General features: G+C 65.1%; 20 protein-coding genes. 6 read left to right on the forward strand and 14 right to left on the reverse strand.

Annotated elements, in window-relative coordinates; translation table 11 throughout:
• Positions 1 to 28: 28 nt before the first annotated feature.
• Positions 29 to 988 carry a hypothetical protein gene (locus D106_RS0111315; protein ID WP_018876660.1) on the forward strand — a complete coding sequence of 320 codons (960 nt, stop codon included), beginning with the start codon at positions 29 to 31 and terminating at the stop codon, positions 986 to 988.
• 393 nt (positions 989 to 1,381) lie between these two features.
• Here D106_RS0111315 and D106_RS0111320 read toward each other — a convergent pair whose 3' ends face one another.
• The 8 genes from D106_RS0111320 to D106_RS0111355 all read right to left on the reverse strand — a co-directional run bounded on the left by D106_RS0111320 (position 1,382) and on the right by D106_RS0111355 (position 10,722).
• Complete coding sequence (locus D106_RS0111320; protein WP_018880091.1) at positions 1,382 to 2,488, reverse strand: nucleotidyltransferase family protein; 1,107 nt, start codon at positions 2,486 to 2,488, stop codon at positions 1,382 to 1,384.
• Positions 2,485 to 3,390, reverse strand: a complete 906-nt coding sequence (locus tag D106_RS0111325) for an HprK-related kinase A (RefSeq protein WP_018876662.1) — start codon at positions 3,388 to 3,390, stop codon at positions 2,485 to 2,487. Before D106_RS0111325 ends, D106_RS0111320 begins: the two co-directional genes overlap by 4 nt.
• A complete protein-coding gene (locus tag D106_RS0111330; protein WP_018878430.1) occupies positions 3,387 to 3,689 on the reverse strand; it encodes an HPr-rel-A system PqqD family peptide chaperone in 303 nt (100 codons plus the stop codon). Before D106_RS0111330 ends, D106_RS0111325 begins: the two co-directional genes overlap by 4 nt.
• A 52-nt stretch (positions 3,690 to 3,741) precedes the next feature.
• Complete coding sequence (locus tag D106_RS0111335) at positions 3,742 to 4,509, reverse strand: hypothetical protein (RefSeq protein ID WP_018876664.1); 768 nt, start codon at positions 4,507 to 4,509, stop codon at positions 3,742 to 3,744.
• 254 nt (positions 4,510 to 4,763) lie between these two features.
• Positions 4,764 to 5,498: a class I SAM-dependent methyltransferase gene (locus D106_RS0111340; RefSeq protein WP_018880092.1), complete on the reverse strand. Its 735-nt coding sequence runs from the start codon at positions 5,496 to 5,498 to the stop codon at positions 4,764 to 4,766.
• 13 nt (positions 5,499 to 5,511) lie between these two features.
• On the reverse strand, positions 5,512 to 6,234 hold the full coding sequence (locus D106_RS0111345) for a GAF domain-containing protein (protein WP_018880093.1): 723 nt from the start codon (positions 6,232 to 6,234) through the stop codon (positions 5,512 to 5,514).
• A gap of 166 nt (positions 6,235 to 6,400) precedes the next feature.
• Positions 6,401 to 7,201, reverse strand: coding sequence for a hypothetical protein (locus D106_RS0111350; RefSeq protein ID WP_231372876.1), 801 nt, complete (start codon positions 7,199 to 7,201; stop codon positions 6,401 to 6,403).
• Between the two features lie 173 nt (positions 7,202 to 7,374).
• Entirely contained in the window at positions 7,375 to 10,722 is a 3,348-nt protein-coding gene (locus D106_RS0111355) for a VanZ family protein (RefSeq protein ID WP_018880095.1), read from the reverse strand.
• A 218-nt stretch (positions 10,723 to 10,940) separates the two neighbouring features.
• Here D106_RS0111355 and D106_RS0111360 point away from each other — a divergent pair, with 218 nt between their 5' ends.
• Positions 10,941 to 11,726, forward strand: a complete 786-nt coding sequence (locus D106_RS0111360) for a hypothetical protein (RefSeq protein WP_018880096.1) — start codon at positions 10,941 to 10,943, stop codon at positions 11,724 to 11,726.
• A gap of 124 nt (positions 11,727 to 11,850) precedes the next feature.
• Here D106_RS0111360 and tviB read toward each other — a convergent pair whose 3' ends face one another.
• Together tviB and D106_RS0111370 are read right to left on the reverse strand one after the other, a co-directional pair.
• Positions 11,851 to 13,140 carry a Vi polysaccharide biosynthesis UDP-N-acetylglucosamine C-6 dehydrogenase TviB gene (gene tviB / locus D106_RS0111365; protein ID WP_018880097.1) on the reverse strand — a complete coding sequence of 430 codons (1,290 nt, stop codon included), beginning with the start codon at positions 13,138 to 13,140 and terminating at the stop codon, positions 11,851 to 11,853.
• Between the two features lie 102 nt (positions 13,141 to 13,242).
• Entirely contained in the window at positions 13,243 to 14,373 is a 1,131-nt protein-coding gene (locus tag D106_RS0111370) for a hypothetical protein (RefSeq protein ID WP_018880098.1), read from the reverse strand.
• Between the two features lie 717 nt (positions 14,374 to 15,090).
• Here D106_RS0111370 and D106_RS0111375 point away from each other — a divergent pair.
• Positions 15,091 to 16,050 carry a polysaccharide deacetylase family protein gene (locus tag D106_RS0111375; RefSeq protein WP_018880099.1) on the forward strand — a complete coding sequence of 320 codons (960 nt, stop codon included), beginning with the start codon at positions 15,091 to 15,093 and terminating at the stop codon, positions 16,048 to 16,050.
• 39 nt (positions 16,051 to 16,089) lie between these two features.
• Here D106_RS0111375 and D106_RS0111380 read toward each other — a convergent pair whose 3' ends face one another.
• From D106_RS0111380 to D106_RS0111390, 3 genes are read right to left on the reverse strand one after another with little or no spacing between them, the layout of a single operon-like run.
• A complete protein-coding gene (locus tag D106_RS0111380; protein WP_081620083.1) occupies positions 16,090 to 17,055 on the reverse strand; it encodes a sulfotransferase in 966 nt (321 codons plus the stop codon).
• A 58-nt stretch (positions 17,056 to 17,113) separates the two neighbouring features.
• Complete coding sequence (locus D106_RS0111385) at positions 17,114 to 18,349, reverse strand: pyridoxal-dependent decarboxylase, exosortase A system-associated (protein ID WP_018880101.1); 1,236 nt, start codon at positions 18,347 to 18,349, stop codon at positions 17,114 to 17,116.
• Positions 18,346 to 19,917, reverse strand: coding sequence for an acyl-CoA ligase (AMP-forming), exosortase A system-associated (locus tag D106_RS0111390; protein WP_018880102.1), 1,572 nt, complete (start codon positions 19,915 to 19,917; stop codon positions 18,346 to 18,348). Before D106_RS0111390 ends, D106_RS0111385 begins: the two co-directional genes overlap by 4 nt.
• 234 nt (positions 19,918 to 20,151) lie before the next feature.
• Between D106_RS0111390 and D106_RS0111395 the strand changes: the two genes are divergently transcribed.
• Together D106_RS0111395 and D106_RS0111400 are read left to right on the forward strand one after the other, a co-directional pair.
• On the forward strand, positions 20,152 to 21,576 hold the full coding sequence (locus D106_RS0111395; RefSeq protein WP_018880103.1) for a putative O-glycosylation ligase, exosortase A system-associated: 1,425 nt from the start codon (positions 20,152 to 20,154) through the stop codon (positions 21,574 to 21,576).
• A gap of 7 nt (positions 21,577 to 21,583) precedes the next feature.
• On the forward strand, positions 21,584 to 23,446 hold the full coding sequence (locus tag D106_RS0111400; protein WP_018880104.1) for a hypothetical protein: 1,863 nt from the start codon (positions 21,584 to 21,586) through the stop codon (positions 23,444 to 23,446).
• Positions 23,447 to 23,461: 15 nt separating this feature from the next.
• Here the strand turns inward: D106_RS0111400 and D106_RS0111405 are convergent, their stop codons facing one another.
• Positions 23,462 to 24,463, reverse strand: a complete 1,002-nt coding sequence (locus D106_RS0111405) for a glycosyltransferase family 2 protein (RefSeq protein ID WP_018880105.1) — start codon at positions 24,461 to 24,463, stop codon at positions 23,462 to 23,464.
• 450 nt (positions 24,464 to 24,913) lie between these two features.
• Here D106_RS0111405 and D106_RS0111410 point away from each other — a divergent pair, with 450 nt between their 5' ends.
• A complete protein-coding gene (locus tag D106_RS0111410; protein ID WP_018880106.1) occupies positions 24,914 to 26,029 on the forward strand; it encodes a polysaccharide pyruvyl transferase family protein in 1,116 nt (371 codons plus the stop codon).
• Positions 26,030 to 26,042 lie beyond the last annotated feature (13 nt).

Below are 26,042 nucleotides of genomic sequence, written 5' to 3' on the forward strand. Positions count from 1 at the left end.
CAGGCCCTGCCCGGTAGAACGCACGCCCATGGCCGCGCCCCCTCTCGACGCCCCCCGCGTCTTTCGTCAGATCCACATCGACGTGGCGCGCAACGCCACCGATGACTTCAATCCGTTCCATGACGGCGACAAGTGGATGCGGATCCGCGGCAACCCGTTTGGCGGCCCGATTGTGCTGGGCTTTCAACTGGAATGCCTCGCCGAGGCCCTGATCACGCAGGTACGCCAGGCGGAGGGCGACAGCGGGAACATCCGCGAACGGCCATTCCGGAACTACCAGTTCACCTTTGCCGGGGCCCTGCGCCCGGACGAGGCCCTGACCACCGTGGTCAAGCCCACGAACCGGCGCATGGACGAGGCGGGACGGCCGCAACTGTCGAACCGCATCGCGATGCGCACATCCGGCGGTCTGGTGCTGCTGGGACACGTGCGCGACACGGCCACCCCCCGCGCGCTGCCGGACGCGGCACTGCCCCTGCCCGCGGGGTTCGACCTCGACCGGCTCGAGGACCGCCGCGAACTGCCGGACAACGGGTGGTTCCACAAGCGCAAGTTCATGACCAACAGCAACGCGAAGAATCTGCTGTCGGGTTCGCTCGTGCGCCAGGCGGACTACTTCGACGAGCTGGAGGACCGGGTCAACTTTCCCGACATGTTTCCGGCATCCCTGATCTCCTGCGCGCTGCTGGAGAAGGCCCATGCCGATGGCCACGATTTCTATCGCGACCCCATGATCTATACCGCGCATCACATCAGCGTCGACCAGCGTCTGGCGCGCGCCCTGCGCAGCGCCGATGCCCTGCATATGCTGGTGAGCCCGGCCGAACACGTGGACACCTCGGATCGCGGCCTGGCCGGCTCCGGGATGGCACAGCAGCGCTACCGCTGCCTCGGCCTGGTGGCCGGCCCACGCGTCCTGTTTCGCGCCGAGCTGCTCCTGGCACCCCTCGCCACTCTGGGCCTGGATGGAGACCCAGCCACCGCGTAAGGGCCCGCTGGTCGGGTAGACGGGCGGCGGTCGAGCTGCGGGTTCGGGAGCGCGCGGACCTCAGGGAGACGCTGATTGAATCGCACGTCCGCGCTCGAGTCGCTTTTGCGTGCGAACAAGGCGCGGTGACTGCCGTGCAGTCATTCTGCACAAGGGAACCGCAACGCCGTTCCCGCGCCCGTTTTTGATCAACAACGGGCGGCCGAGCCGCTGCTTTCAATGGCTTGTGGGGTTGGTGCCCCCCCCCGATTCTGAATGAATATGGCCCGATCCTGCGTTGCGCCCCGAATCCATCCAAAACGGGCGGGTAGAACCACTACCCGCTGCACGACGCGCCTTGTCTCGGAAAACAGGGGGCACCAACGCGGACGTGCGATTCAATCAGCGTCTCCCTCAGGGTTCGGGCCGTTCCCGCTTCCCCTTGCGCTGGTCCTTGACCGCCTTGCGCACCAGATGAGGCAGGAGCAGGTGGAGCGGCATGCGCAGGTAGTGGGAACGCACGTACAACAGCCAGCGCGCGGCGCCGGACCCGACGCCATCGCAGCTCCAGTGATGGGGTATCAGGCCGCGCCGGAACAGCCCGTCCATCAGCCCACGCAGAGGCGCCGACGGGCGCGCGCGGGCCAGGGCCGCGAAGGCCGAATCGGGCACGGGGGTCTGCAGGAATTCGCGGCCATAGCGCAGGGCGTAGAAGAGCGGGCGTGCCAGATCCATCTCGAAGGCGCGCGCCGTCAGCCGCTCCCAGAAACCCGGATCCTCGGCCACAAAGTACCGCAGCAGCGCATCCAGATCGGCCAGGTCCCGCAGCCCGTTCTCCAGCTCGCCGTCGTGGAACAGGTGCGTCGCGCTGTGCAGGACCATGTCCACCGGAGCCGGGATATACACACCCGGGTGGTCGTCGAGCGGCAGCGCCGCCTGCCACAGAAGATCCGGGTCGGGATGCAGCCGCGCGGTCGGCGGCAGGATGGTGTGGTGCACGTCCAGCACGCTCTTGCGCTGGATATGCGTGAGCGGCGGCAGTTCGTGCATCCACTGGCGGTAGTACCGCTGGTCATAGGCATCGTAGCCCTCGCAGACCCAACCCTGGACAAACAGGTGCTGCTCCGCCTGCTCAATCCGCGCCTGCGGGACGAGGATGTCGACATCGGAGAACTGACGCCCCGGGGCGCAGGGCAAGCCCGCCATGACATAGGCAGCGCCCTTGAGCAGCATCACCGGGATCGCCTCGGGCGCCAGGGCCTCGTGGATCCGCGCCACCTCCCAGCGGACCATGGCGTGCTGACGGTCCGCCAGGACCCGGGCCGCGTGCAGGTGCCGTCGCGGCGCCGGTGGCACCTCGGGCAGTGTCCCGGCCTCCTCGATCAATGCATGCAGCCGCCCTTCCAGGGAGGCCACCCGCGCCACCCGCACCAGCAGGTCCCAGTCCGCCAGCGAAAGCCGCCCGGCCGACTTCGGAGCGCCCAGGACCGCGAGCAGTTGCGTCAGCGCGGAGGATGTCACGCGCCCCCCGCGGTCAGGTCGTTCAGCAGCCCCAGGGTGGCATCCAGATCTGCGTACTCGAGCTCGAGGCACGCACTCTGCTCGATCAGGTCGGCCGCGGCCTCGAAGCCCGCGGCCCCCACCACGCTGTAGTTGAACGACGACCCGACCAGCCGCTGCAGGGCCACGGCCCGGTCCAGCGGCGCAAGGTGGTCACGGCCCCCCGCGGCAAAACGCGGGAAGACCAGCCAGGCCGGTCGCGCCGGGTCGTGCATCTTCTGAATACTCGCATCCGGCGGTCTCAGATGCGCCACGGTCCCCTTGCTGGTGTCATGCGAGGCGGGCCCGATGACCGCCTGCGGGTAGCGCTCGCGGATCAGGTCAATGGCTGCATTCTTCAGGCTGACCGGGCGCGGCAGGGCCACCAGCTGCCCGTCCGTCAGGGAAAGCAGGGCGAATTCGTCCGACAGCAGGCGCCAGCCGGACAGGGTCAGCGCGGCGGTCAGCGTGCTCTTCCCCGCCCCCGGCTCGCCCGGCATCACCAGCGCCCGACCGTTACGTTCCAGCACCGCCGCGTGGATCATCAGGAAGTCGTGGGCGTGCTGGGCAATGCACCAGTTCAGTCCCCACTCGAACAGCGGGTAGGCGTGGGCCAGCGGGAGGGGGCGAAACGGTGATCGACCGTCGAGGAAGAATCGCGCCTGCGGGCGCCAGAGCCAGTGCAGGCCGGAGGCCCGTGCGAGCGTGATGTGAAAATCGGCAAACGCCGCCTGTTCCGGCGGCAGCAACTGCCGGTCGTAGAACAGGGCCAGCGCGCGTTCGACCCGGTCCAGCCGCGAACGCAGCCGGACCACGAACGGGCCCACCTGGAGGGCCACCCCGGCGCCGCGCAGCCCCGCGCGCAGGTCTTCTGGGGCTGTCACGCGTCCCGCGAGTCCGCCGGATCACAGATCAGGTGATGCTCCCGCAACTGACTCAGGCCGGCCTGCATCGCATCCTCCAGCTCCCCCTCGGCGGCTTCGTAACGCTGTTCAAGGTACTCGAACAGGGCCGTCGGCGTCATCGGCCCCTCTTGCAGGGCCTGGAAGAGCTCGGTGAGGGGCGGTTGCAGCACGTGTGTCTCGCCACAGCGCTGATCATAAACGACCACGGATTCGCCCCACGCCCGCACGTGAGCGACCGGCAGCGAAATCAGTTCGAGGGGTTCTTCGGGAACGGACAAGTGCGCCTCGTTTACCGTACGGCCAGCCGTACCCGGGGCAGCGCCCCGCAGCTCAGCGATTGCCCTTCTGGTTGGACGTGGTGGTCCGCACCTCTACGCATACGCCCAGTTCGTTGCGCGAGTATCCATCCTCGCAGTCGCCCTGGCTGTTGATTGGGCAGAAGCGCTCGTTCATGTAGACGAAGACGTTCTTCACGGCCGTGTACTTGTCCGCGTCATCGCGGGCCATGGAATAGGCCTTCACCACCTCATCCACCGAGGCGCCAAAGTCGATCGAGGTGCAGGCCGCGTTCAGGACCGCCCCCACCGCATGCCAGTCCAGCGATCCACTGCACACGCCACTGGCCTGCAGCACCTCCATCAGCGACGGCGAGCCACTCAGACACTCCGGCTTGTAGCCGAACACCGACTCGAAGGAGGTCGCGCCACCGGGATGCACCGTCGCATCGAAGCTGCGGCACTGGTTGCCCGGTGGATTGGTCTTGTGGCAGGTCCCCGGCGAGTAGCCGGTGCAGTCCCAGGCGAACCAGTTGTTCTTCCAGAAGCCCGGCGTGCAGCCATCGCCCTCGGTGCACTCGTGGTCGATATTGGAGACGTTGGCGGAGAAGATATTACCCGACAGCGAACACTGCCCCTGTGCACCCCAGACCGACTTGGCGGGGAGAGACACCAACATCGCGCCACCCAGGCCGGCGGTGGTCAGGCGGCGGCGAGTCCGGCTGCGCGGGCCGGACGAAGCCTCGTCCCGATCCACGGGGCTGCCGGACGGATCCTCGCCCTCCGGGCCATGGCTGTGGTTCTGATCGTGTTCGTCGCTCATTCTTGCCTGCTCCAGGTCCGTCCCCGGCGTCACGCCGTTCGCGCCAGGGCACCCGCCTCCACCCGCACCGGGGGAATTTCGGGGCACACTGCAATCAGACGCTTTCTACCAAGAGTTAGCAAGCGCAATGCCACTCCATCGAATAACGGGTAACTCACTGATATCGAGGGCCGCCTCATCAGGCCTCGGGTTCGCAAGGGCGCTCGTCGCCGCCAAGTGCAAAATTTCCCGACAGGGGCCGGACGGCCGGTACATCACGCCCTGCGCAAGCGCAGAATGAACGAATGGCTCAGCCATGCCCCGGCGACCGGGACCGACTGCAGCACACCACGGGTGCCCCGGTTCTCCAGCAGTGGCTGCAGGCGCGCGAGACGCCCGGGTGCCAGCGGCAACCAGTCCAGCTCCAGCGCCACCAGACCCGCGGCCTCGGCCGTCGCGCGCAAGGCGGCGGGATCGTCGTAGCGCAAATGCGGCGGCCGGCCCCGGCGATGGCGCCGCCACTCCCGAAGCGCAGTGGGGAGACACCGCAGATTCAGCGCATCGACCCAGGCCTCGCCACCGGGACGCAGGACCCGCCGGATCTCCGCCAGTGCCGGCGCAGGCTCCGACAACGCCTGCATTACGCCAAAGCAGAGCACCCCGTCGAACGCGGCCTCCGGCAGCGGAAGATGCTGGATATCCGCCGCCAGCCACGGGATCGTCGGATTGCTGCGATCCCTCGCCTTCGCCAGGGACGGGGTGGAGTAGTCCAGCCCCCACACCGCATGACCCTGCGCATGCAGCATTCGCGTGTAGGTACCCGCGCCACAGCCGATATCGAGCCAGCGTCCGGGCGCATGGGCCGCGTCCCGCCAGAGACGCTCGAACTGCCGCACGCGGCTGTTCAGGCCGGTCGGCGTCCAGCCGGCGATCCCGGCGTCATCCTCCAGGCTCGCCCCGCGTTCGAGGAAACGCTGGCGCCAGCGGCGCTCGAATCCGGTGTCCTTCATGGCACCCTCGCCGTCATTCCCGCCCCTCGCTCACCTGGCCGATCAGTTCGGTCGCGGCCGTCAGCACATGATCGCGGGAAAACCCGGCGCGGCTCATCTCGTCGTACAGCGTGCGCGCGAGCAACCGGGCAACGCGCTCCGGTGCGTGGGTAATGGGCCCCGTCGCCGCTCCCGGCTGACGGGCCAAGGCCATCTGGGTAAAGCTGGTGCGCAGCAGCCCCTTCAGCCGATGGACCAGTACGGACTTGGCCACCACCAGCGCCAGGATCGACGCCATGCGCAGATCCTCCTGCGTCAGCCGCCGCTGATCACGCGGGGAATCAATATTGATCACGCCGATCACCTCGCCATCGAGCACCACCGGCACCGCGATCACGTCGACCGCCTCCACCTCGTGGCAACGGCGGGCGGCATCGGCAAATTCGGAATGGTGGAGATCGTTGATCAGGAGTCCTTTGCCGGATGCGGCGACCTGTCCCGCGATGCCGGTCCCGAAACGCTGGGACTCCCCGTAGGCCTGCGGCACAAGCGCCCCCTGGTGCGCCTCGACCCGGAGGCGTGGTTCGCCGGTCTCGGGATCCTGTTTGACCAGCATGATCGAGCAATGCCGGCAGTCCATGGCGTGGCCCACCAGGACCGTCAACTGGTGCAGCCCCTTCTCCATGGACTCGGCTTCTTCAACAAACCGGGCCAGCTCGAGCAGGTGCTCGTCAAACGCCTCGAAGGCCTTGTTCATCTCCCGGGATCCAAGGAAGGTTGGTCAAACGAGAGTAGCAGGTGGGATTTCCGGACAGATACCCGCCTTGGGGCAAGTCGTCTGCGCGAACGTGAGCCCGATACGAAAAACCCCCGGTCTGGCGAAAGCCAGCACCGGGGGTTGCCAGGGGCAGACTAGGCCGGTGTCAGGCCGTGCCAGCGCCGGGGCGCCGGCGCCCCACACCCCAGGCCATCAGCGCGAGCATCCCCAGGCCCGTGCCCAGCATCCACGCACTGCCCGGCTCCGACACCGCGGTCGGATCGCCCACCTGGACGTTGATCCAGGTCTCGGCGACGAGCGGCGGGTTTTCGACCTGCTGGGTGGTCGAAAGGGGCTCCACCACCTCCGAACGGTCGGCGAACGCCGCAAGCCCGAAGCTGTAGGTGCCCTCCGCGAACGGGTCGAACGGATCATTCCCCTGCGAATCCGCCAGGATGTTCATCCAGTTGAATCCGAGGTTCTGCGAACCCTGCGTGACAGCCTCCAGGCTTCCCAGCTGAAACGTGCTGATCTGGCCGGGCACGGTCTCGAAATACAGTTCGAAGGTCAGCGGCGCGCCCGCCAGGGACCCAGTGCCGGGGTCGATGTAGAAATTGAGGTTCCACAACGACAGTCCGGACCCGAAATCCGACTCGTAGGTCGGGTCGCTAATACCCGGTTGCGCGAAAAACGTGCCCGCGCCGTCGTTGGTGACCTCGGGCGAACCGAAACGCTGCGCCGCGGAGAGGCCCAGCAGGCCGGGGGCCTCCGCCGTCTCGAACGGGGTTTGGGCAACGGAATCGTTGGGGATGCCACTCCCTCCGAAATCAGCTTCCGGCAACGCGCTAAAGAACTGGTAGGTCGGATCGACCGTCGCAGCGTGGGCGGAGACTGACAGGAGCGCCAGCGGTACGATCAGAAGTGCCTTTTTCATGGGTCGCGTCCCTTGGTCGGTGTTCGGAGGCATTGGCCCGACCCGCAAGCAATCACGATGCCACCCGCGATAGGCCGCTGTTTTTTAACAACACGCTCCGGGTGTTCCGTCACCGATACACACCACGCACCTGGCTGCGTAAAAAAATCGGACACCCCACCGACCGTCCATCCGTTCAGGCCTGTCGAATAATCCAGACATTGTGTTCAACCGGCACCCTGCGGGTCTGAACCGGCCGGCATCCGGACCCGAGTCCGGCTTTCTTCCTCGACGTGCATGATGGCGGAGGCCACCCCCAGCAACAGCACCAGATAGAACAACAGCGCGATACGCGGCGAGAAGAACAGCGTACTGAACAGGCCAATCGTCAATGCCCCCGCCAGCGCGGCCGCCATGGCCAGCGCCACTGCATCGCCCCTCAGCCCGCGCCGTACCAGCAGGGTCAGAGCGGCCAGTGTCAGCCAGACGAAGGCGACCAGACCCAGCCAGCCCTGATCGAAATAGAGCTCCAGCCACTGGTTCTCGACCCTCCAGGGCCAGAGGTGATCCGTGGTGAAATACCAGTGACGCCCCAGATGCCGGAAGTCGCCGTTTGCCACGTACTCGCGACCGTCCAGACCCCGGAGCTGAACGTTGTAAAATTCGACGACAGACTGCTGCCGTGCATCGACCGCCAGTGACAGCACCAGCCCGCGCTGGAACGGCCATGGGCGGGACCCCATCGGATCGAGATCGAAGGTCCACTCAACCGTCTGGCGCGCGCCCCCCTCCAGTTGCACCCCTTCGCTGCGACAGGCGAACGAATGGCGGATGGGCTTCTCGCAGAGGAACAGACGAAAACCCGCGGGTCGGGCGCTGGCCGCCTCAACCGTCATGCGATAGACACCCTCCCGCGGCAGGTCCACCCGCTGATTGACGAACAGCGAATCGCCGCCGCCCAGCTGCAGGCGCGGCTCACCCTCTTCGCGGGTAAACGCCAGGTTGCCGGGCAGGCGCCCGTCGCGGTTCCCGGTGCGATAGTGCTCGGGGAAACTGCCGACGCCTCGACCCAACAGGGGAGCCAGAGGCCCGCCACCGGGCAATTCGAGCGCGGCCTGCCAGTGATCCACGCGACTGCCGAAGTCGCGCTCGATCTGACCCAGACGCTGTTCGGCGAATCCACCCAGGGTCGTGCCCGCAATCAGGGCGATCGCTGCGGCCGACAACAGCACGCCGATCAGCGCCCCGCCGCGCGCCCGCATGCGCCCCTGCAGCGCCGCCAGCAATACCCCGACGGCGAGGACCACCACCGCCACGACCAGCCCCAGATACCCGCCGCGGGAGTACGTCATGGCCACTGCATAGGCCGTCCCCACCGCCAGCGCAGCCGCCCCGGCGAGCATCAGGCCGGGGCGCTGCCTCCAGAACCAGATCAGGGCCAGTGGAAAGGCCAGCACCAGAAAGCTCTCGATACTGGGGCCACCGGCCTGCATCTCCGAGAACAGGCCGGAGAGCCGGTAGCCGCTGTCGAAATCCAGCAGCCCGGGGTAGGTGATCCGTTCCCGCACCACGAAGGCCAGCTGCGCCAGCAGGGCCAGGGCCACGCCTGGGAGAAACCAGCGTGTCACCTGCTCCCGGACCGGAATGGGCGCCACGCGCAACACCGCCAGCAGCACCACCGCCCACAGCAGGCCCTTGGCCACCCGCAGCGCATTCCACTCGTGGGCAAAGTGCACCGCTGCGCCGGGATTCCAGCCTCCGGGCGGCCACAGGGCCAGCGCTAGGCCGATCAGGGTGGAAACGACCAGCAGCCCCAGTGGCCAGCGGATCCCGCGCGGCAGCAGCGATACGCCCGCATGCAGCGCATGGGGCCCCCGCCACAGGGCCACGGCCAGGGTCATCAGCAGGAACAGATCCAGCTCGGAGACGAACAGGCGCCCGTGGTAGAGAGTCAGGTCCAGCGTGGCCAGCAGAATCGGCATCACGACCAGCCAGGCCTGCGGGCGCCAGGCCAGCAAGACGGCGTAGGCCAGCAACCCCGCGGCCAGCGCAACCGGCGCCACCGGCCAGGTCACCGCCGCCAGCACGGCCACCAAAGCCAGGAGACCGCCAAGGGCCTGCCGCAACCGCTGCAGAGAACCCTTGACGGGGCCGGGGTCGCTCGGTCCCGGGGCAGCATCGAGGGGCCCGGCTCGCGACGCCACGACCGGTTGCGCGACACCCGCCACGCTCGCGCGTTCCAGCCACTGCAGCGAGGCCGCCATGAATCCGGCCGCCAGCCCGGCCAGAACCAGGCTGGCCGGGTCCGGGCGGGCACCGTCCACGAACAGCTTGGCGGCCTCGACCGCCAGTGCCAGCACCGCCCCCGCGACGACGGCCAGCAGGTTCAACGCGGCCGGTTGCAATGGATGGCGCAACTGCCAGAGCCAGACCAGCATCCCCAGGGGCGCGTACATGGCCAGGTGCAGCGCGGTACTGCGCAGGGCGTGGATCTCGTCCACGTGGTAGTGGTAATAGAACGGCCACAGGTTCAGGTCGGCCCACTGCGCCCGCGCCGCCTCCCCGTCGGCGTGAAACGCACCGAAGCCGTGGTTGAGCGCGACCAGCAGCAAGGCGTAGGCAACGGTACCCGTCACAAGCAACGGCGTGGCGAACTGCTGCAGCGTTCGGATCACGCCATGGGGATGCGCGGGTAGGCGCCGGAACAGGACGAGGCCGATCCCCATCCCCAGCGCCCGCAGCAGCACGGAGCGTCCTTCGGCAACCCCCGACAGCGTCGCCAGATTTAGCAGCTCCAGCAGGCCCGCCAGCAGCAGGGCCAGGGGGATCCCGGCCCCCAGCAGCAAAACTCCACGCCGATGCAGCCACAGCGCCAGGAGCAAGCCCACCGGTACGCTGACCACCACCTCCAACGTCAACCAGCTGATACAGCGAACGCCGCCAGTGCAGGCGCCGGCCGCCACCCACCAGCCCCAGGCATCCGATGCCAACCGGGCCCGCAACTCGTCCGCGGCCAGTACAAAGTCAAAGGGGACGAAGCCAACCAGCACGTAGAGCGCGGCATAGACCACCAGGCCGGCGGTCAGGGTCTGCGCACCCGCGCCTTCCAGCACCTGTCGCCAGCGCACCAGCGGATTGCGCAGGGCCAGCCAGGCGAGCGAACCGGCCACGGCCCCGGAAAAGTTACCGGCAATATCGGCGCCCGCGGGGTGCCGATAGGGCAGCCAGACCTGCAGGAACTCCACGCTCGCCGTAACCGCCAGCCCCAGGGCCGCCACAAAGGTGAACACCGCAAACGCCGTCAGTCGATTACGGCGGCCATGGGTCAGCCACGCGGTCCAGAAGAACCCCAGCGGCAAGAACATCAGGGCATTGGCCATAAACTGCTGGCGGCCGCTGGTGCCGGGGCCGGTCAGGCTCATGCCGCGGTAGATCTCCCAGGCGCGTTCCAGACTCATCGAGCCGAATTCGAACGGCAGCAGCGTCAGATAGATCGCCGCCCCCAGCGACAGCCAGGCCCACAGCGCACAGGTGCGCAGGGACAAGGGCTCGTCTGCATTCGCCATCGCGTTCATGCGGCGCTCGGGGATGGGGCCGGGTCATCACTGTATACCCGGTGGAGTCCGCGGAGCAGTAGCGCACAGGAATCGCGACAAGCGTCACGAACCTTTACACCGGCAAGGCCGAACCCTCTCGTATGCCCCGTTGAATCCCGACAAGTCAGTGAGTTGCAGCGCAATGGCACGATTTCTGCTTCGGACGGGACCCAGGATGCCAACAAGGGAGTCGCAGCATGAAAGGACCACTCGCTATTGCACTGATCGCCGCGGGGGCGATGCTAGCCGGAACCTCGGCCCAGGCCGCGTTCATCACTTATTTCGGAGAGGATCTGAACAACTCGGCGACCGTTCCGTTGTCTGAGACCCCCAACTCAGATGCGGCCGAAAGCGCCTTTCTCGGGTCGCTCAGTGGCGTCGGAACCGAGGACTTCGAAGGCTTTGCCACGGGGACCACTGCGCCACTGAATCTGACCTTCCCCGGCTTCGGTGGTGGCACGCTTGACGCGACCCTTACGGGGGACGGCCGCATCAAGACCGTCTCCGAGGGCAGCGCCTTCGCTGGTCGGTACTCCGTATCGGGCACCAACACTTGGCGGGCCGATGCGACGGGAGACGACGGATTCGGCGTGGACTTCGGACAGGACATCGCCGCCTTCGGGTTCTACGGGATCGACATCGGGGACTTCGGCGGGCAACTGCTGATCAATTTCAACCTGAGTTCGGGAGGCGTCCACCAGGAAATCGTCCCGCACACCGTGGGATCGTTCGGATCTACGGACGGCTCGGTCTTCTACTTCGGCGCAATCGCCTCAAGTGAGGACTTTCTGTTCACTTCGCTCGACTTTGACCTGGTCGCAGGGCCGACGACCGACATCTTCAGCTTCGACAATATGACCATCGGTGAACTCGAACAAGTTACGCCAGTCCCGACGCCCGGCACTCTAGTATTGTTTGCTAGCGGTTTGCTGGTAGCCGGATCGATGCTCTGGCGCCGCAAGCGGTCCGACAGCGGCAGCTGAAACATCCACCACGGAGATCTTCGACGGGCTCTGTACCACCCGTCGAAGATCGTTTCGTCGCAAGACCGGGGCGACACCGAACGATGGATTCGATGCCTCCCTGCGAGTGCATCCCGAACCGCTGTTATAAGCGCAGGTCGGTCGATTCCCGCGGGAAGACCGATTTCACGTCGAAGATCACCGACTCCGGGCGTGCCAGCGCCCGGATCGCCTCGATCCCCATCTTCAGGAACTCGCGGTGCGGCACCGCGACAATGATCGCATCGAACTGCCCCGGGTCCGGGGTCTCGGTCACCGGGGTGATGCCGTATTCGTGCTCGGCCTCGGCCGGGTCCACCCAGGGGTCGAAGACGGTTACCTCGGCGTTATAGCCGGCCAGGGTGGCGTGAATGTCGATCACGCGGGTGTTGCGCAGGTCGGGGCAGTTTTCCTTGAATGTCAGCCCCATCACCAGGATGCGTGCGCCCACCGGATTGATGCCCTTGCGCACCAGGGCCCGCACCGTGTTGTCCGCGATGTGGGCGCCCATGGAGTCGTTCACACGGCGCCCGGCCAGGATCATCTCCGGGTGGTGCCCCACCGCCTGCGCCTTGTGCGTCAGGTAGTACGGGTCCACGCCGATGCAGTGGCCGCCCACCAGCCCGGGGCGGAACGGCAGGAAGTTCCACTTGGTCCCGGCCGCCTTCAGCACGGCTTCCGTATCCAGCCCCAGGCGCTCGAACAGCAACGCCAGCTCGTTGATCAGCGCGATGTTCACATCGCGCTGGGTATTCTCGATCACCTTGGCGGCCTCGGCCACGCGGATGCTCTCGGCCTTGTGCGTACCGGCGGTGATCACCCGTGCGTACAGCGCGTCGACGAAGTCGGCCACCTCCGGCGTAGAGCCCGAGGTGACCTTCATGATGGAGGTCACCCCGTGCTCCTTGTCACCCGGGTTGATGCGCTCGGGGCTGTAGCCGGTAAAGAAATCCTGGTTGTGCACCAGGCCGGACTCCGCCTCCAGGATCGGCACGCAGTCCTCCTCCGTAGCGCCCGGATACACGGTGGACTCGTAGATCACCGTGTCCCCCGGCTTCAGCACCCGCCCCACACTTTGGCTGGCCCCGAGCAGCGGTCCGAGGTCGGGGCGCTTGTGCCGGTCGATGGGGGTCGGCACCGTCACCACGAACACGTTGCAGGCCCGCATCGCCTCCAGGTCCGAGGTGTATTCCAGATGCGGCGTGGCCGCCAGCTTGTCCGCCTCCACCTCGCGCGTGCGATCCACCCCGGCCCGCAGCTGTTGCACCCGTTCCGGGTCGATGTCGAACCCGATGGTGGACCAGTGATGGCCGAATTCGACGGCCAGCGGCAGGCCGACGTACCCAAGACCGATGACCCCAATGGTGACTTCATCCAGCGCGGGAAGCGTATGCATAAGATGTCCGTTCTCGTTGCTCTTCGTCATGCGGCACCCCGGCGGGGGCCGTTCTGTCCCTGGACCGCGTCCGGCTCAGGGAAACATGGGATCCATGTTTCCCTATTGGCAGGGCGCGCAACCCGGCACGCGCGGCCCGATCCCCTCCACGCGCCCCGGATTGGGGCCCGGCGGACCGGCATAGGCGCCCCAGACCGGTCGTTCGCGCAGGCGGCCATTGTAATCGTGATCCGCGCCCGCGATTGCGGGCGAACTCACGCTGCCTCCACGCTCCCGCAAACCGCCCGCGCGCGGGTAGAGATCCAGGGCATCCAGCCCAGCATCCGGGGCCACGAGGTAACGGGCCGCGGTATCGCGTGAGGCCGTAAAATTCTCGGCTCCCGCGATACCGCCTGAGAACTGTAACGGGTTCCCGGCGAACACGGCGTTGCCCGCCACCGCCTGCTCGTATGCCTGGTCGGGCTCGTCCACCCGAATCCCGAACCCGCTCGCCAAGACCGTGTTGTTCACAACGTGGATCTCCCGCGGCACATGGTTGTGCGGGCGGACCAGCAACGCATCGCCGACATCATTCACGAACAGGTTGTCGTGGATCAGGAGGTTGCCCTCGCCCTGGAACAGTCGCTCCTGCGGGTTCTGGTAGAACAGATTCCCTTCGATGCGATAGCGGTCTTCAGACCCCGGGCCGGTGGGCGGGAAATGCCCCACCAGCAGATTGGGGCGGGCCCGGGCCCCGTCGCTCCCGCGTTCTGCCTTGTTCAGAAAATTGAAGCGAATCCGCGTCTCGCGCGGGCCCGGGTCCTGATCCGGAATCATCTCCCTTTCCGTCTGGTGCTTGATCTGGATGTTGTACCCCAGAGTGCGGTGCACATGATTGTGCTCGATCACGCCACCGACAAACGGGCTGGTGCCATCCGGCTGTCCGAGATACATCCCGGTACCCACATCATGGATCTCGTTGTGCCGGATCACCCAGCCCCAGGCCGGCACGCGCGTCGTGATCCCCGTGTTGCCCTGCGAACGGTCATAATGGCGGATGGTCAGGTGCTCCAGCGTCACGTGATGCACGCCGTCACCGCGCGCCTCCGCCACCACCCCCGCAACCGGTTCCCCGCCGCCATCCAGCGTCAGATGCCGGATCACCAGATGTTCCGCATCCACCAGGCTGATCGTGTTCTCCCCGCGGCGCCCGCGCAGCACGGCCGGCTCACCTTCCGCTGGCCCGCTGATCACGATGGGCCGCTCCGGCGTCCCGCGCACTCCGTGTAACCGCAGCGAACGCGGATAGTCCCCTGACTCCAGCTGCAACCAGTCACCGGGCTCAAGCGCAGCCACCGCCGCGCGATAGTCCGTCGGCGTAGCCTGGATACGGTTCCATCCCCCGTCCGGCGCCTCCGTGAACCCCGAATGATCTGCCGCAACTACGGGCCCGATGCCCGGCAGCAGAAGGACCATGGCCCCCAGGGTCGCGCAACCGATGCAGCTAACAGCCCGTCCCCATCCCGCGCGTTTTACCGCTAATTCAGCCCACATATGCGATCTCCCGACCGAACGGTCTTTGAGCAGCATGGCCTCGCTACTGGCCCTCTGTCATTCGGCCTTTCGCGGCGGGGCCACCGGCTTCCCGTCAGGCCCGTGAAGCAAGCGTACGATCAGGCACCCCCGAACCTCCCGACGCAAGCGGCAATCGATGCGAGTGGTACACCCGTTTTCCACATGCGGAAAACGCTCAATCAACGGCGCCCTCACTCTGCAGCGTTTCCCTTCGCTATGATCGGCAACAAGGCCAAGGGAAACACTGTTGCAGGACACCAAATTGCAGATGCCGGAGTCATACCCAAGCATGCGTGCAGCCCTTGCACCCGCGCACACCAAGAAGCCCGAACCGGGGCAAAGCCGTGATCGGGCCCGGCGGTGCTGCGTCGCGCGCATTCGGGCGGTCTAGCCGACATGCTGCTGCGCTCGCTGCTGTCCCTGATGTCGCCTGGTGGTTCCAGGGGGCGCCTGTCTATCCTGATCTATCACCGTGTACTGCCGGAACCCGACCCGCTGCTGGATGGTGATCCGCACGCCGATGACTTCCGCTGGCAGATGCGCCTGCTGGCCCGCCACATGAACCCATTACCGCTGGCCGAGGCCGTCGAACGCCTGCAAAACCACACCCTGCCGCCACGGGCCGTATGCGTGACCTTTGACGACGGCTATGCCGACAACGCCGAGGTCGCGCTGCCGATACTGCAAGAGGAAGGCATGCCAGCCACATTCTTCATTGCCACCGGCTATCTCGATGGCGGCCGGATGTTCAACGACACCCTGATCGAGACGGTGCGCCGCCTGCCGAAAAATGCCGACATGAGCCCGGAAGGCCTCGGGGAGTGGGCGCTGGAGACCCACCAGGACCGCCTGAAACTGATCCACGCGCTGATCGGCCGCTTCAAGTACCAGCCCGCCGAACAGCGCCGGGCCGGTACCGAGGCCCTGGCCGCGCGTTTTGGCCTGCAACTGCCGGACAACCTGATGATGAGCGGCCAGCAGGTGCGCGAACTCGCGAACGCGGGCATGGAAATCGGCGGCCACACCGCCACCCACCCCATCCTGACCGAGGTGGACGCGGCCACCGCCCGCGCCGAGATCGAGAAGGGCCGGAACGACCTCGAGGCGCTGCTTGGGCGGGCACCACGCCTGTTTGCCTACCCCAACGGACGCCCGAACAAGGACTACGCCACCGAACATGTGCAGATCGCGCGCGATTGCGGCTTCGAGGCCGCCGTGTCCACCGCGCCGGGCGCCGCGCGTCTCGATTCCGATCTCTTCCAGCTCCCGCGCTTCACCCCCTGGGATCGCACCCCCCTGCGCTTCGGCCTGCGCCTGGCCCGCAACCTCACGGGGCCGAGAGAAGTACGCGCTTGAGGCGACACCGATCAGTCTGGCCAGCGTTCCGCAAATGGCTCAAAGAAACCACTTGCCCACCAATGAGGGCGTGACGACCTCTTCGATCCAGGACACTTGCTGCTCCGTCAGTTCCTCGCGCCATTTGGCGATCTGAGTCTCCGGCGCCCGCTGCACGTCGAAGTAACCGGACTGGCCGCAACGAGAGGTCAGCGACTGAACAAACCCAGCCGTTTGTTCATTCCAGTCAAGCCCTGCGTGGGCAAAGATCTTTCTGGTTTCCGCCTCGGTGGACCGGGACAACGCCTCATGAGTCACACACATGTAGGCCTCGTGGGTTTCGAGTGATCGGTAAACGAATTCGTTAACCGCCATCCACTCAAAGGCCAACTGCTTCTCGATAGGCCAGCTCTTGACCTCCTCTCGTTGCCACGCCCACTGGTCCGCATAGCCCGCGTCGAACAGGCTGTTGATGTAGACCCGAGAGTCCATAAGGCCCCTGTCGGCTCCGCGCAGTCTGGATGCAATGACCCCAGCCGGATGGCGAACGATATGCACAAGCCGCACACGGGGCAGCGCATCCGCAAACAGCGGTGCCCGCGCCACCGAATTCACGCTTTTGATGACAGTCACCACGTTATCGGGGGCACCCCGGCCAACCATGTCCCCGACGGTGTCTCGTTTCTGTGCGATCCCCAGCCGGTCCAGCAGGCGAGCGGCCGCAACATTGAGCCGGTAAGCGGCCTCTCTCGGGCTGGACCGGTAAGACTTGCGGAAGAAGGGCTCCTTGCCGCTGACCTTAAGCGCCCGGACATTCTCCAACCGCCTTAAATATTCGCCCGCCAGACGCAGACAACGTTGCCGATCGTCCGGCCCGGGAAGAAACGGGATTGACCTGTCGACAAGTGCCCAGTCCGGTTCGTGTCGATACAGAACACGGGGGTGACTGTCGAGAAGTTTGGCCAGGAATGTCGTGCCGGAACGCCCGCTGCCCACGACAACGATTGGAGAAAACCGCTGGCTCATGGGCGTTCACCGGCCTCGGCCTGCCTGCTCGGGTCGAGGGCAGCGATCGGTTGCTTGTTCACACCAGGATCTCCACCGGTTCCGGATGGCTCAAAAAGCGCGTCGGGCTGGCGGTGTAGCCGTAGGCACCCGACTGGAAGACCACGATCAGATCGCCCACATCGGCGCGCGCCAGCTCCATCTGCTGGGCCAGCACGTCCAGCGGGGTACACAGCGGGCCGACCACGTTCACGAGCTCACGCTCGTGGCCATGCACCCGGTTGCCCACCACCACCGGATAGTTCTTGCGGATCACCTGGCCGAAGTTGCCGGAGGCAGCCAGGTGGTGGTGCAGCCCGCCGTTCGTGACCAGAAAGACCTGACCACGGGACTCCTTGCGGTCCAGCACCTCGGCCACGTAGATGCCGGCCTCGCCGACGAGATAGCGACCCAGCTCCAGCATGATCTCCGCATCCGGCAGCGCCTCGCGCACCGCAGGCAGGCGGTTTTCCAGATGATCGGCGATGGGGCCCAGGTCCAGAGGCTGGTCGCCGGGAAAATAGGGGATGCCGAAACCGCCGCCGATATTCAGCATCTCGACCGGCCCCGGTGCCGACTCGGCCAGGCGCAGGGCGAGATCGAAGGTATGCCCCTGCGCCTCGACCAGGGTTTCCGGGCGCAGGTTCTGTGAGCCGGAAAAGATGTGAAACCCGCGGAAGTGCAGGCCCAGCTCGCCGATACGGGTCAGCAGCTCGGGCACACGCTCGGCATCCACGCCGAAGGCCTTGGGCCCGCCGCTCATGCGCATGCCGGAGCTTTTCAGCTCGAAATCCGGGTTCACCCGGACGGCCACGTGCGCCTGCCGACCCGTGCGTTCTGCAATGGCCCCGAGCCGCTCCAGTTCGGTCGGCGATTCCAGGTTGATGGTGATCCCGGCCGCCACCGCCGCCTCCAGCTCTGGTATCGCCTTGCCGGGACCCGCAAAGCTGATATCCCCCGGCGCCGTGCCGGTATCCAGTGCCACCTGCATCTCTCGGCTGGAGGCCACATCGAGCCCATCCACCAAGCCAGCCATGTGCTGCACAACCGCCGGCATCGGGTTCGCCTTGATCGCATAGTGCAGCGACAGCCCCTGCGGCAGTCCCGCGCGCAACTGCGCAACCCGTTCGGTCATAGCCTCCCGGCTGTAGGCATAGAAGGGTGTCTGGCCGACTCGGGCCGCCAGCTCCATCAGCGACTGCCCGCCAAGTTCCAGGCAGTCGTCCACCACCCGGAACGGATGCAGCGCACAGTGCTCGGGGCGGGTATCACTCATGCCGGCACCCCCTCCCGGAACAGGTCTCCGAACTCGGCGGCCAGCGCCTTGCGATCGATCTTGCCGTTGGCGTTGCGCGGCAGCGGCTCGGTGCGCAGCCCCACATGCGCCGGCAACATGAACCCCGGCAGGCCGGGGCGCAGCGCATCGATCAGGGTCTCCGGGCTCAGATCCGGCTGCTGCGGCAGGGCCACCAGTACGATGGCCTGCCCCAGCGTCGGATGCTCCACCCCGAGCGCGGCGACCTCGGCCACCAGCCCGGAGGCATAGGCCGCCTCTTCCACCTCGTTGGGGCTCACGCGATAGCCGGAGGTCTTGATCATCTCGTCGCGCCGCCCCACGAAATAGAGAAAGCCATCCTCATCCATGCGCACGGTGTCGCCGGACCACACCGCTATCTCGGGCAACGGCACGCCAGGCGGCTGCCCGGGTGCGGGCCGAAACCGCTCCGCCGTGCGCTCGGGGTCGTTCCAGTACCCCATGGCGACCAGCGCGCCACGATGCACGAGTTCACCCGGCTCGCCCGGCGCACAGGGGCTGCCATCCGGCCGCACCACCTGGATCTCCGCATTGGGAATCGCCCGGCCCATGGACCCCGGACGCCGATCCAGTTCCTTGGGTGGAAGGTAAGTAGAGCGAAACGCCTCGGTCAGGCCATACATCAAATAGCAGTCGGTGCCGGGCAGTGCGGCTCGCAGGGCCGACAGCGTCTCCTTCGGCATCGCGCCACCGGAGTTGGTGAGATAGCGCAACTTCTCCCGCGCCGCCTCGGGCCATTCCAGACGCGCAAGCTGAATCCAGAGCGGAGGCACGGCCGCCAGCCCCGTGATGCCGTAACGCTCCACCGCCCGAATCACGTCGCGCGGGAGCAGGTAGTTCAGCAACACGGCCTGGGCCCCGGTGCGAAACGCCGTGGTCAACTGGCTCAGGCCGTAGTCGAAGCTGAACGGCAGTACGGCGAGGAGACGATCCTCGCGCCGGTTCTCCAGATAGGTCGCAACGCTTTGCGCACCCGCCACCATGTTGCGATGCGACAGCACAACCCCCTTGGGGCGCCCGGTACTGCCGGAGGTGTAGAGGATCGCCGCCATGTCGGTATCGATCACCCGGTGCCGGCGTAGACCGTCATGCTCCGGCGCGGCATCCCACATATCCACTCGCACACGTCCGACCTCGGCATCGCCCGAGTCCTGGCTCGGCTCCCGCCCCACCAGCAGCACCGTGTGCAGATCGGGACAATCGGTCAGTACCGCCCGCAGCGCCACCAGTCGGTCCGCGGAGGTCACCAGGATGCGCACATTGCAGTCGCGCAGGATGTGCGCCACCTGCTCCGCCTTGAGCAACGGGTTCACCGGCACGAAGACGCCGCCGGCCCGCGCGGCGCCGAACAGGGCATGCACCGTCTCCGGACGCTTGTCGAGGTAGACCGCCACCCGTTCCTGACGCCCCAGACCGCACCCCAGAAGGCGCGTAGACGCCCGCTCGATACCGGCCGCCAACGTCGCGTAGTCCTCGCCCTCATCCCGATAACGCAGGGCCGGGGCGGCCGCCACGCAGTCGGCTTGCATCCATACGGAATCGTGCACAAGAAAGGACATCTCGGCGCCCGGGGCTATCGGAAACTGACGGCTCGATCATACCCCAGGCACCAGCCGCTTCCGGCCGCGGCCCAGACGTACCGTTAGTAGCCCGTTCATCGGCCCGGGGTTGCTCGGAAGCGGCCGCGTGTAACATGCGACGAAACGGGCCTTGAGCCAGCCCCTATCGCCTGAACCAGCCACAGCGGCGCGAGATCAAACTGCATGCGTGACTACCTCCTCGCCCTGATCATCGCCGTACTGCTACCCCTGATTGTGCGCTATGCATGGATCGGGATCTTGGCGTGGTTTTGGGTCGGGTTGTTCGCGCCCCAGTGGCATGCGTGGACGTTCATGCGCGGCGCCTCCTTGGCCGTCTACGTAGGGGGGGTGACATTGGTCGCGCTGTTCCTGGCCAAGGACCGAAAGCCGTTCCCGTTTACACGCGAGACGGTCATGCTTTTCGTGTTGGCTGGCTACTTCGCGATGACCAGCTTCTTTGCGGTCAACTCCAGCGGGGCGTGGGACTTCTGGATCCACTTCATGAAGATCCTGTTGATCACCTTTGTCACGCCGATGCTGATCTATGGCGAACGCCGCATTGTCTGGCTTCTTCTGGTAATCACCGCCTCGATCGCATTCTACGGATTCAAAGGGGGGCTTTTCGCGATCCAGACTGCCGGAGCCCACCACGTACTCGGGCCTACCGGGTCTTACCTCTCCGGTAACACCTATATCGGCCTGGCGATGCTCATGATCCTGCCGCTGATCCTGGCCACTGCCCGCATGTTTGATCGACGATGGGCAGCCGACCTCGGAATCGAACTTCTCAACCGCTTCTCTCGCCCCATCGGATGGTTCGTCTACGCCGTCTTCTGGCTAACAGCGATCGCAATCCTCGCGACCTATTCTCGTGGGGCCTTCGTGGGCCTGTTAGCGATAGCGCCGTTCCTGTTCTGGCACATGCAGAAAAAGGGTCTGATGCTCCTGGCCGGGGTCATTCTGGTTGCTGTTGTGGGTGTCACCGCACCAGAACCTCTGGTCGAGCGATGGCAGACGATCCAGGCCTACGAGGAAGACAACTCTGCGATGATGCGCATCCAGTCCTGGGGGGTGGCCTGGAACATTGCTATGGAAAACCCCGTGACTGGCGCGGGGTTTCGTTCGCATCACCTCGGATACGATTGGTACATCTCCTATGCGAACTTCGAGGGCGTATGGCGGCACGCAATGTCGCCCCACAGTGTCTACTTTGGCCTAATGCAGGAACACGGCTTTGTGGGCCTGGGACTGTTTTTGACTCTAATGGCTTTCACCTTCATGACGTTCAATCGAATCCGGCGCACCGCGCGGTACCGCACAGGACAGACGTGGCTGGCTGAATATGCCTGGGCGCTGCAGGTTGGCCTCCTCGGATACCTGATTGCCGGCACCTTCCTTGATGTGACGTATTTCAATCTCCTTTACGCTTTTGTTGCCTTGGCTGTGATTATGCGCCGGGAACTTGAAACGGCCCCACATCCCACCACCGCTCCAGTCACCGATAAGCCCGCCCAGCCACAACCGAACTCCCAATCGGAGCAGATCGGAGCCGACAAGGACACGGTCATGTCCGGCACCCTGATGGGGCCATCGTCATCCCGAAACTGATTCGGTTGTGGATGACGCCCTGATGGAGGCCTTCCCGATCAACGCCCCCTTTACCCAGACGACGGCCGCACTGGACCAATGCATCGGTAACCTGACCGGCGCGCTGCTTGCCAACACCCAGCCCGGGGTGGGCCTCTACGATCCAGTGGACGAGGCCCCTACGCCCGGGGACCACTACGGACAAACCGCCGCCTCGCTGGCACTCGCCATCCAGGAGGGCCCCGATTCCGGGTTTTGGCACCGCCCCCTGGATGCATGGGAGGCCCTGCCTGAGGACCAGAGAGGGCACGCCCCCTTCAACCGATTCCTCCTGAATCTGCTCGCAGAGCACATCGAGCAATCCGGCGCATCCCCAAGCGAGGTCTTTCACATTCGACGCCTGGCGCAACGGTGCAAGCTTTCCCGCGGATATCCCTCCAACAACTGGACCCTGCTGGCCCGGTTATGCGAACTACAGGAAGCCAGCGGCAACGCCAGAATCCGCGCACATGCGCGCCTGCGGGGGCTCTTTGATCGCTGGGTCACGCCTTCCGGTGCATTCGTCGATTACCCAGCCCGCCCCGGCATACCGGAACGCGGGGCGACACCCACGGCCTACCACCACAAGGCGCTTTTCGTCGCCGTCACAGCCGCCGAGCTTGGCGAGCCGGAGGCGTGGCAACCGACAATCGAAAGCCTGCTGAAATGGAGCCTGCACGTGTGGGATGGCCACGGCCATGTCGGCGGCCTCGGCCGGAGTAGCCACGCCCTATTCGGTGACGCCTGCCTGATGGCAAGTTTGATCCTGCTGGGTGCAAGCCAATCGCAGGCCCAAGACACTCCCCCCGGCCGGATGTTGCACAGCATTCTGCAACGCTTGCAGGAACAGACCCGTCCAGACGGCTTCATCGCGCTAAACCCAGCTGACCGGAAAACGCCCAGTACAGGCTGGGACACCTACATGCACCTATCGGTGTACAACGCCTGGGCGGCCGCCATCATCACCTGGGCCAAGGACCGGACCACACGCGCAGACCGCGCTCCCGTTCCCACCAAGCTACGGGCACTCGAACCTTCTGTCACGGACAAACCGCATGCGGTACCGTTTCGTGTCGGCGCCCCTGGTAAAGCCTTCTTCCTTATTTCCGGTTGCGGCCAACCACCTCAGGCCTTCAGCCGAAGCGAAGTGGAGCTGCGCTATGCCGGGGGCATGCCGCTGCATGCCGCCTGGCAGGGTCTCCCTTTGTGCCCAGCACCCGTCCGGATTTCCAGGCAAGCGCTGGAGGCAAATGCGGCCCTGGCTGGGTGGACGCCGGTCTTTGAAGCCCAAGGCATCCTGTTCGGGCTGACCGATTTCGACTCGTGCGAGATCAAGCGCGGCGACCGAATCGTACGGATCAGCCTGTCAGGCCACCCCCGGGCGCTCGTGCGCCCCGCAACCAGCGGCCTGGGCCAGCACGCATTGGCCGCGCTCGACTGGCGACTGCTGGGCGGTGCGCTGGGTCGCCGAGCCGCTCTGCGCCGCCCCAAGCTCGCCCACGTCAGGGGACATCTCGAATGGACCATCCACCTTGACCTGCCGCGCATCGAACAAACGCTGAACCTGGAGCATCGCGGCGAACCGGGCATACGCTACCTGAATCCCGGCGGCCACGCGGTCACTGGCACTGCCACCTCAGAATGCTCATTTCTGGCGGAATCCGGGCATACCGAACAGGGGCAGACACCACCCCCCGATGCCTGGCTAGAGACACCGCTGCCATCCGCAACGGCTGGCGCCATCGGTCGGAGCCGGCCTCCAATTGAACTTCCCCTGGGTCAGTACCACGCGGAGCTCATCGTCACATGGACGGCCCTGGCGAGCCAGGTAACGCGCCAACCCGACCGGTAACCGCTCTTGTCCGTCCTATGGCCGGTCACCACGATTCATCAGACGGTCCGTCATCAGCCGCAGGATATTCGGCGCCACCAGCAACGCGCCGACAGGATCATTACGAAACGTCTTGATGACGACGGACCAATCCAAGCGCTTGCCCTGCCGCAACTGATGCAGCACTCCGGCCAAAAACCCTCGGCGCGATTTGCCGAGCTGGGCACGCACTAAAGCCTTCTGCCGGGCGCTCAGTGGAATCTCGTCCAGGATCATCTGCGACAGCGCAACGTAGTTGCCGGCAAGTCCCAGATAGCCCTCCGTATTCCAGCCTGACTTGTCGAAGATATTCACCCCTTCCCCCTCGTCCGCGTAAACGCGTGGCGAGAAGGCGACACGATCCAACCGCGCAGCCAATCGGAGCTTGAACAACCGATCTTCCCCATGGAGCAGACTCACCGGAAACCGAAGATCCGGGAAGCGGTCGAGCCGATAGGCCATGGTGTTCGCGCTGATGACATTGCTTCGGCGAACCAAGAGGTCGACAAAATTTCCTACAAACTCGTAGAGCTCATGTTGCGGGTCAACCAGACGATGCTCGTCAAGGCAGATGTTGTCACCCGCCGACCGTCCCCAATTGAACCGGGTTCCCGAAACTCCGACCCTTTGGCTATCGCCCACAAACAGATCATAGCCCTGCTCCAGCGCCCTAACCGCATCCTCCAGAAATGGCCCGGTCCACTGATCATCGGAGTCCAGAAAGGTCACGAACGGTGTGCCGCTCACATGATCCAGGCCTGCATTCCGTGCCGCCGCGGGCCCCGCATTCTGCTGATGGACAATGCTAACTGCCCCACCATCCTCCAAATCCCCAATCTCGTCTTCTGCCGGAAGGGGCGAGCCATCATCCACGACGAAAACCCGGACCCTCATACCGCCCCTCGCTTCCAACACGGACTGCACGCACTGCCGTAACAGCCCCGCCTCTCGCTGGAAGTACGGAATCACGACCGCTACCCGCCATCTGTCACTCACCACGCTGCCCTTCTCCTTGTAACGAGGTTCCGCTTCCCCAGCGGCATACCCTGTAATCGTCACTCCCAACCAACAACCCCCGACTCAGCTGACTAGGCTCTCTATCCGCTGCTCAGAGCCAGAGAAACCCCACAAAACTTCGCCCCCCGAGCAGCATGCCCTTACTCCCGAATTTCTCTCTTCGCAATACCACACTCCATCGCATCCGTCAGTTCCGCCCCCTGCCCCTCTCATGCCGCCACCGCCCGGCCGACCCTGGCGGTACCGCAATATCATCGGTCCGAGCCCTCCCGGTGTCCGGCTCTTTAACACCATCACCCACTCGATCCACTCGAATCCGCCGCATGTCTTGTCAAACGAATCTCCAGACAGGCCATCGACCATGCGCTAAAGTATTCCTGAAGCCCTTAGGCACCGCATACACCGCAGCGAGCCCACACGAAGGAAAACACCATGAAGGACATCGCTGTTATTACGGCGCACAACCCACTCAACGCGGGGATGCTCTCGGTCGATCTCGCAGCCGAAGATTTCCTTCGCAAGCACGGCGCCACGTTTGACATCTTTAAATCCCATAACGCCTCGCCCCACTCCAATTCTTACTTCGCTGGCCAGCCTACAACGCCCCTTCACGACCCCAACCAGCTCAGAGACTACTCAACCATTCTGTACTGGGGGGATTTCCTGAACTCGCCACTGTATGGGATACACGACTTCACCCAATTGGACATCCGTCATGGTCACAGCCGGACCAACCAGGAAGCCCTTGAGAAATGGAAGCGCCTATTCTTGCTGAAGAACTACCATCGCAGTCATCAGCGCGTGATCTCCGCGGGAAACAACTTTCAGGGGCTTTCCGCTTGCCGACAATTGCTCAGCCCTCAGGACTGGGAAGAGATCGTTCGTCTGTATTCATCCAGCTTCGACGCGATCTTTCCACGAGACCCGGCATCGACTGAGTCCCTGAGGACACTCCTGCCCGAGAATGGCCGCCCGACCATTCAAACAGGCCTAGATACAGCTTTTCTACTGAATCCCGCACCCCTCTTAAAAACCCGCCCACCCGACCTCAAGCGAAAGCACTACCGATTTTTCTTCGGGCGGTCCGGACTCAAAGGCATTACCATGCTCCGACTCGCCCTCTCTGTATCGAAATTGCAGAGCTCAGAACGGTTATCCGGTTGGTTCGACATCGACCCGGCTAGACCTGGGAGGGTCCAATTGGGTGGTCTTCTTGACAACATTCGGCACAGCTCATTCATTGTGACCGACACATACCACCTATGTGTCAACGCCATGAATCTTGGCGTCCCGGTGGTCGGAATTGGCGTCAACGCCGCCGACCAAGACGGGACCCTAGGAGATTATAAGAAGGAGGCCCTGTTCAAAATGCTTGGGAAAGAGAAACAATATGTTTCCGTCTCTGAACGGCGGCTTGGACCCGTGGGAATCCATCGCGCCATCCAGTCGGTATCCAAGGCAATGAATATCGACGACACGAATAACAGTACGCTCCACAAAGCGCGAGCTGATTTCGAGCGAATCCTTGCAAGAGCACTAGGCTTGTAAAACTAATTCAGTG

It is taken from the genome of Thioalkalivibrio sp. ALE9 (genome assembly GCF_000377445.1).
Classification (GTDB): domain Bacteria; phylum Pseudomonadota; class Gammaproteobacteria; order Ectothiorhodospirales; family Ectothiorhodospiraceae; genus Thioalkalivibrio.

Coding starts and splice junctions, on each gene's coding strand:
- D106_RS0111360 (WP_018880096.1), top strand. CDS start 10,941: ATGAAAGGACCACTCGCTATTGCACTGATCGCCGCGGGGGCGATGCTA.
- D106_RS0111345 (WP_018880093.1), bottom strand. CDS start 6,234: ATGAACAAGGCCTTCGAGGCGTTTGACGAGCACCTGCTCGAGCTGGCC.
- D106_RS0111410 (WP_018880106.1), top strand. CDS start 24,914: ATGAAGGACATCGCTGTTATTACGGCGCACAACCCACTCAACGCGGGG.
- D106_RS0111340 (WP_018880092.1), bottom strand. CDS start 5,498: ATGAAGGACACCGGATTCGAGCGCCGCTGGCGCCAGCGTTTCCTCGAA.
- D106_RS0111395 (WP_018880103.1), top strand. CDS start 20,152: ATGCGTGACTACCTCCTCGCCCTGATCATCGCCGTACTGCTACCCCTG.
- D106_RS0111390 (WP_018880102.1), bottom strand. CDS start 19,917: ATGCAAGCCGACTGCGTGGCGGCCGCCCCGGCCCTGCGTTATCGGGAT.
- D106_RS0111375 (WP_018880099.1), top strand. CDS start 15,091: ATGCTGCTGCGCTCGCTGCTGTCCCTGATGTCGCCTGGTGGTTCCAGG.
- D106_RS0111335 (WP_018876664.1), bottom strand. CDS start 4,509: ATGAGCGACGAACACGATCAGAACCACAGCCATGGCCCGGAGGGCGAG.
- D106_RS0111380 (WP_081620083.1), bottom strand. CDS start 17,055: ATGAGCCAGCGGTTTTCTCCAATCGTTGTCGTGGGCAGCGGGCGTTCC.
- tviB (WP_018880097.1), bottom strand. CDS start 13,140: ATGCATACGCTTCCCGCGCTGGATGAAGTCACCATTGGGGTCATCGGT.
- D106_RS0111355 (WP_018880095.1), bottom strand. CDS start 10,722: ATGAACGCGATGGCGAATGCAGACGAGCCCTTGTCCCTGCGCACCTGT.
- D106_RS0111385 (WP_018880101.1), bottom strand. CDS start 18,349: ATGAGTGATACCCGCCCCGAGCACTGTGCGCTGCATCCGTTCCGGGTG.
- D106_RS0111315 (WP_018876660.1), top strand. CDS start 29: ATGGCCGCGCCCCCTCTCGACGCCCCCCGCGTCTTTCGTCAGATCCAC.
- D106_RS0111350 (WP_231372876.1), bottom strand. CDS start 7,201: ATGCCTCCGAACACCGACCAAGGGACGCGACCCATGAAAAAGGCACTT.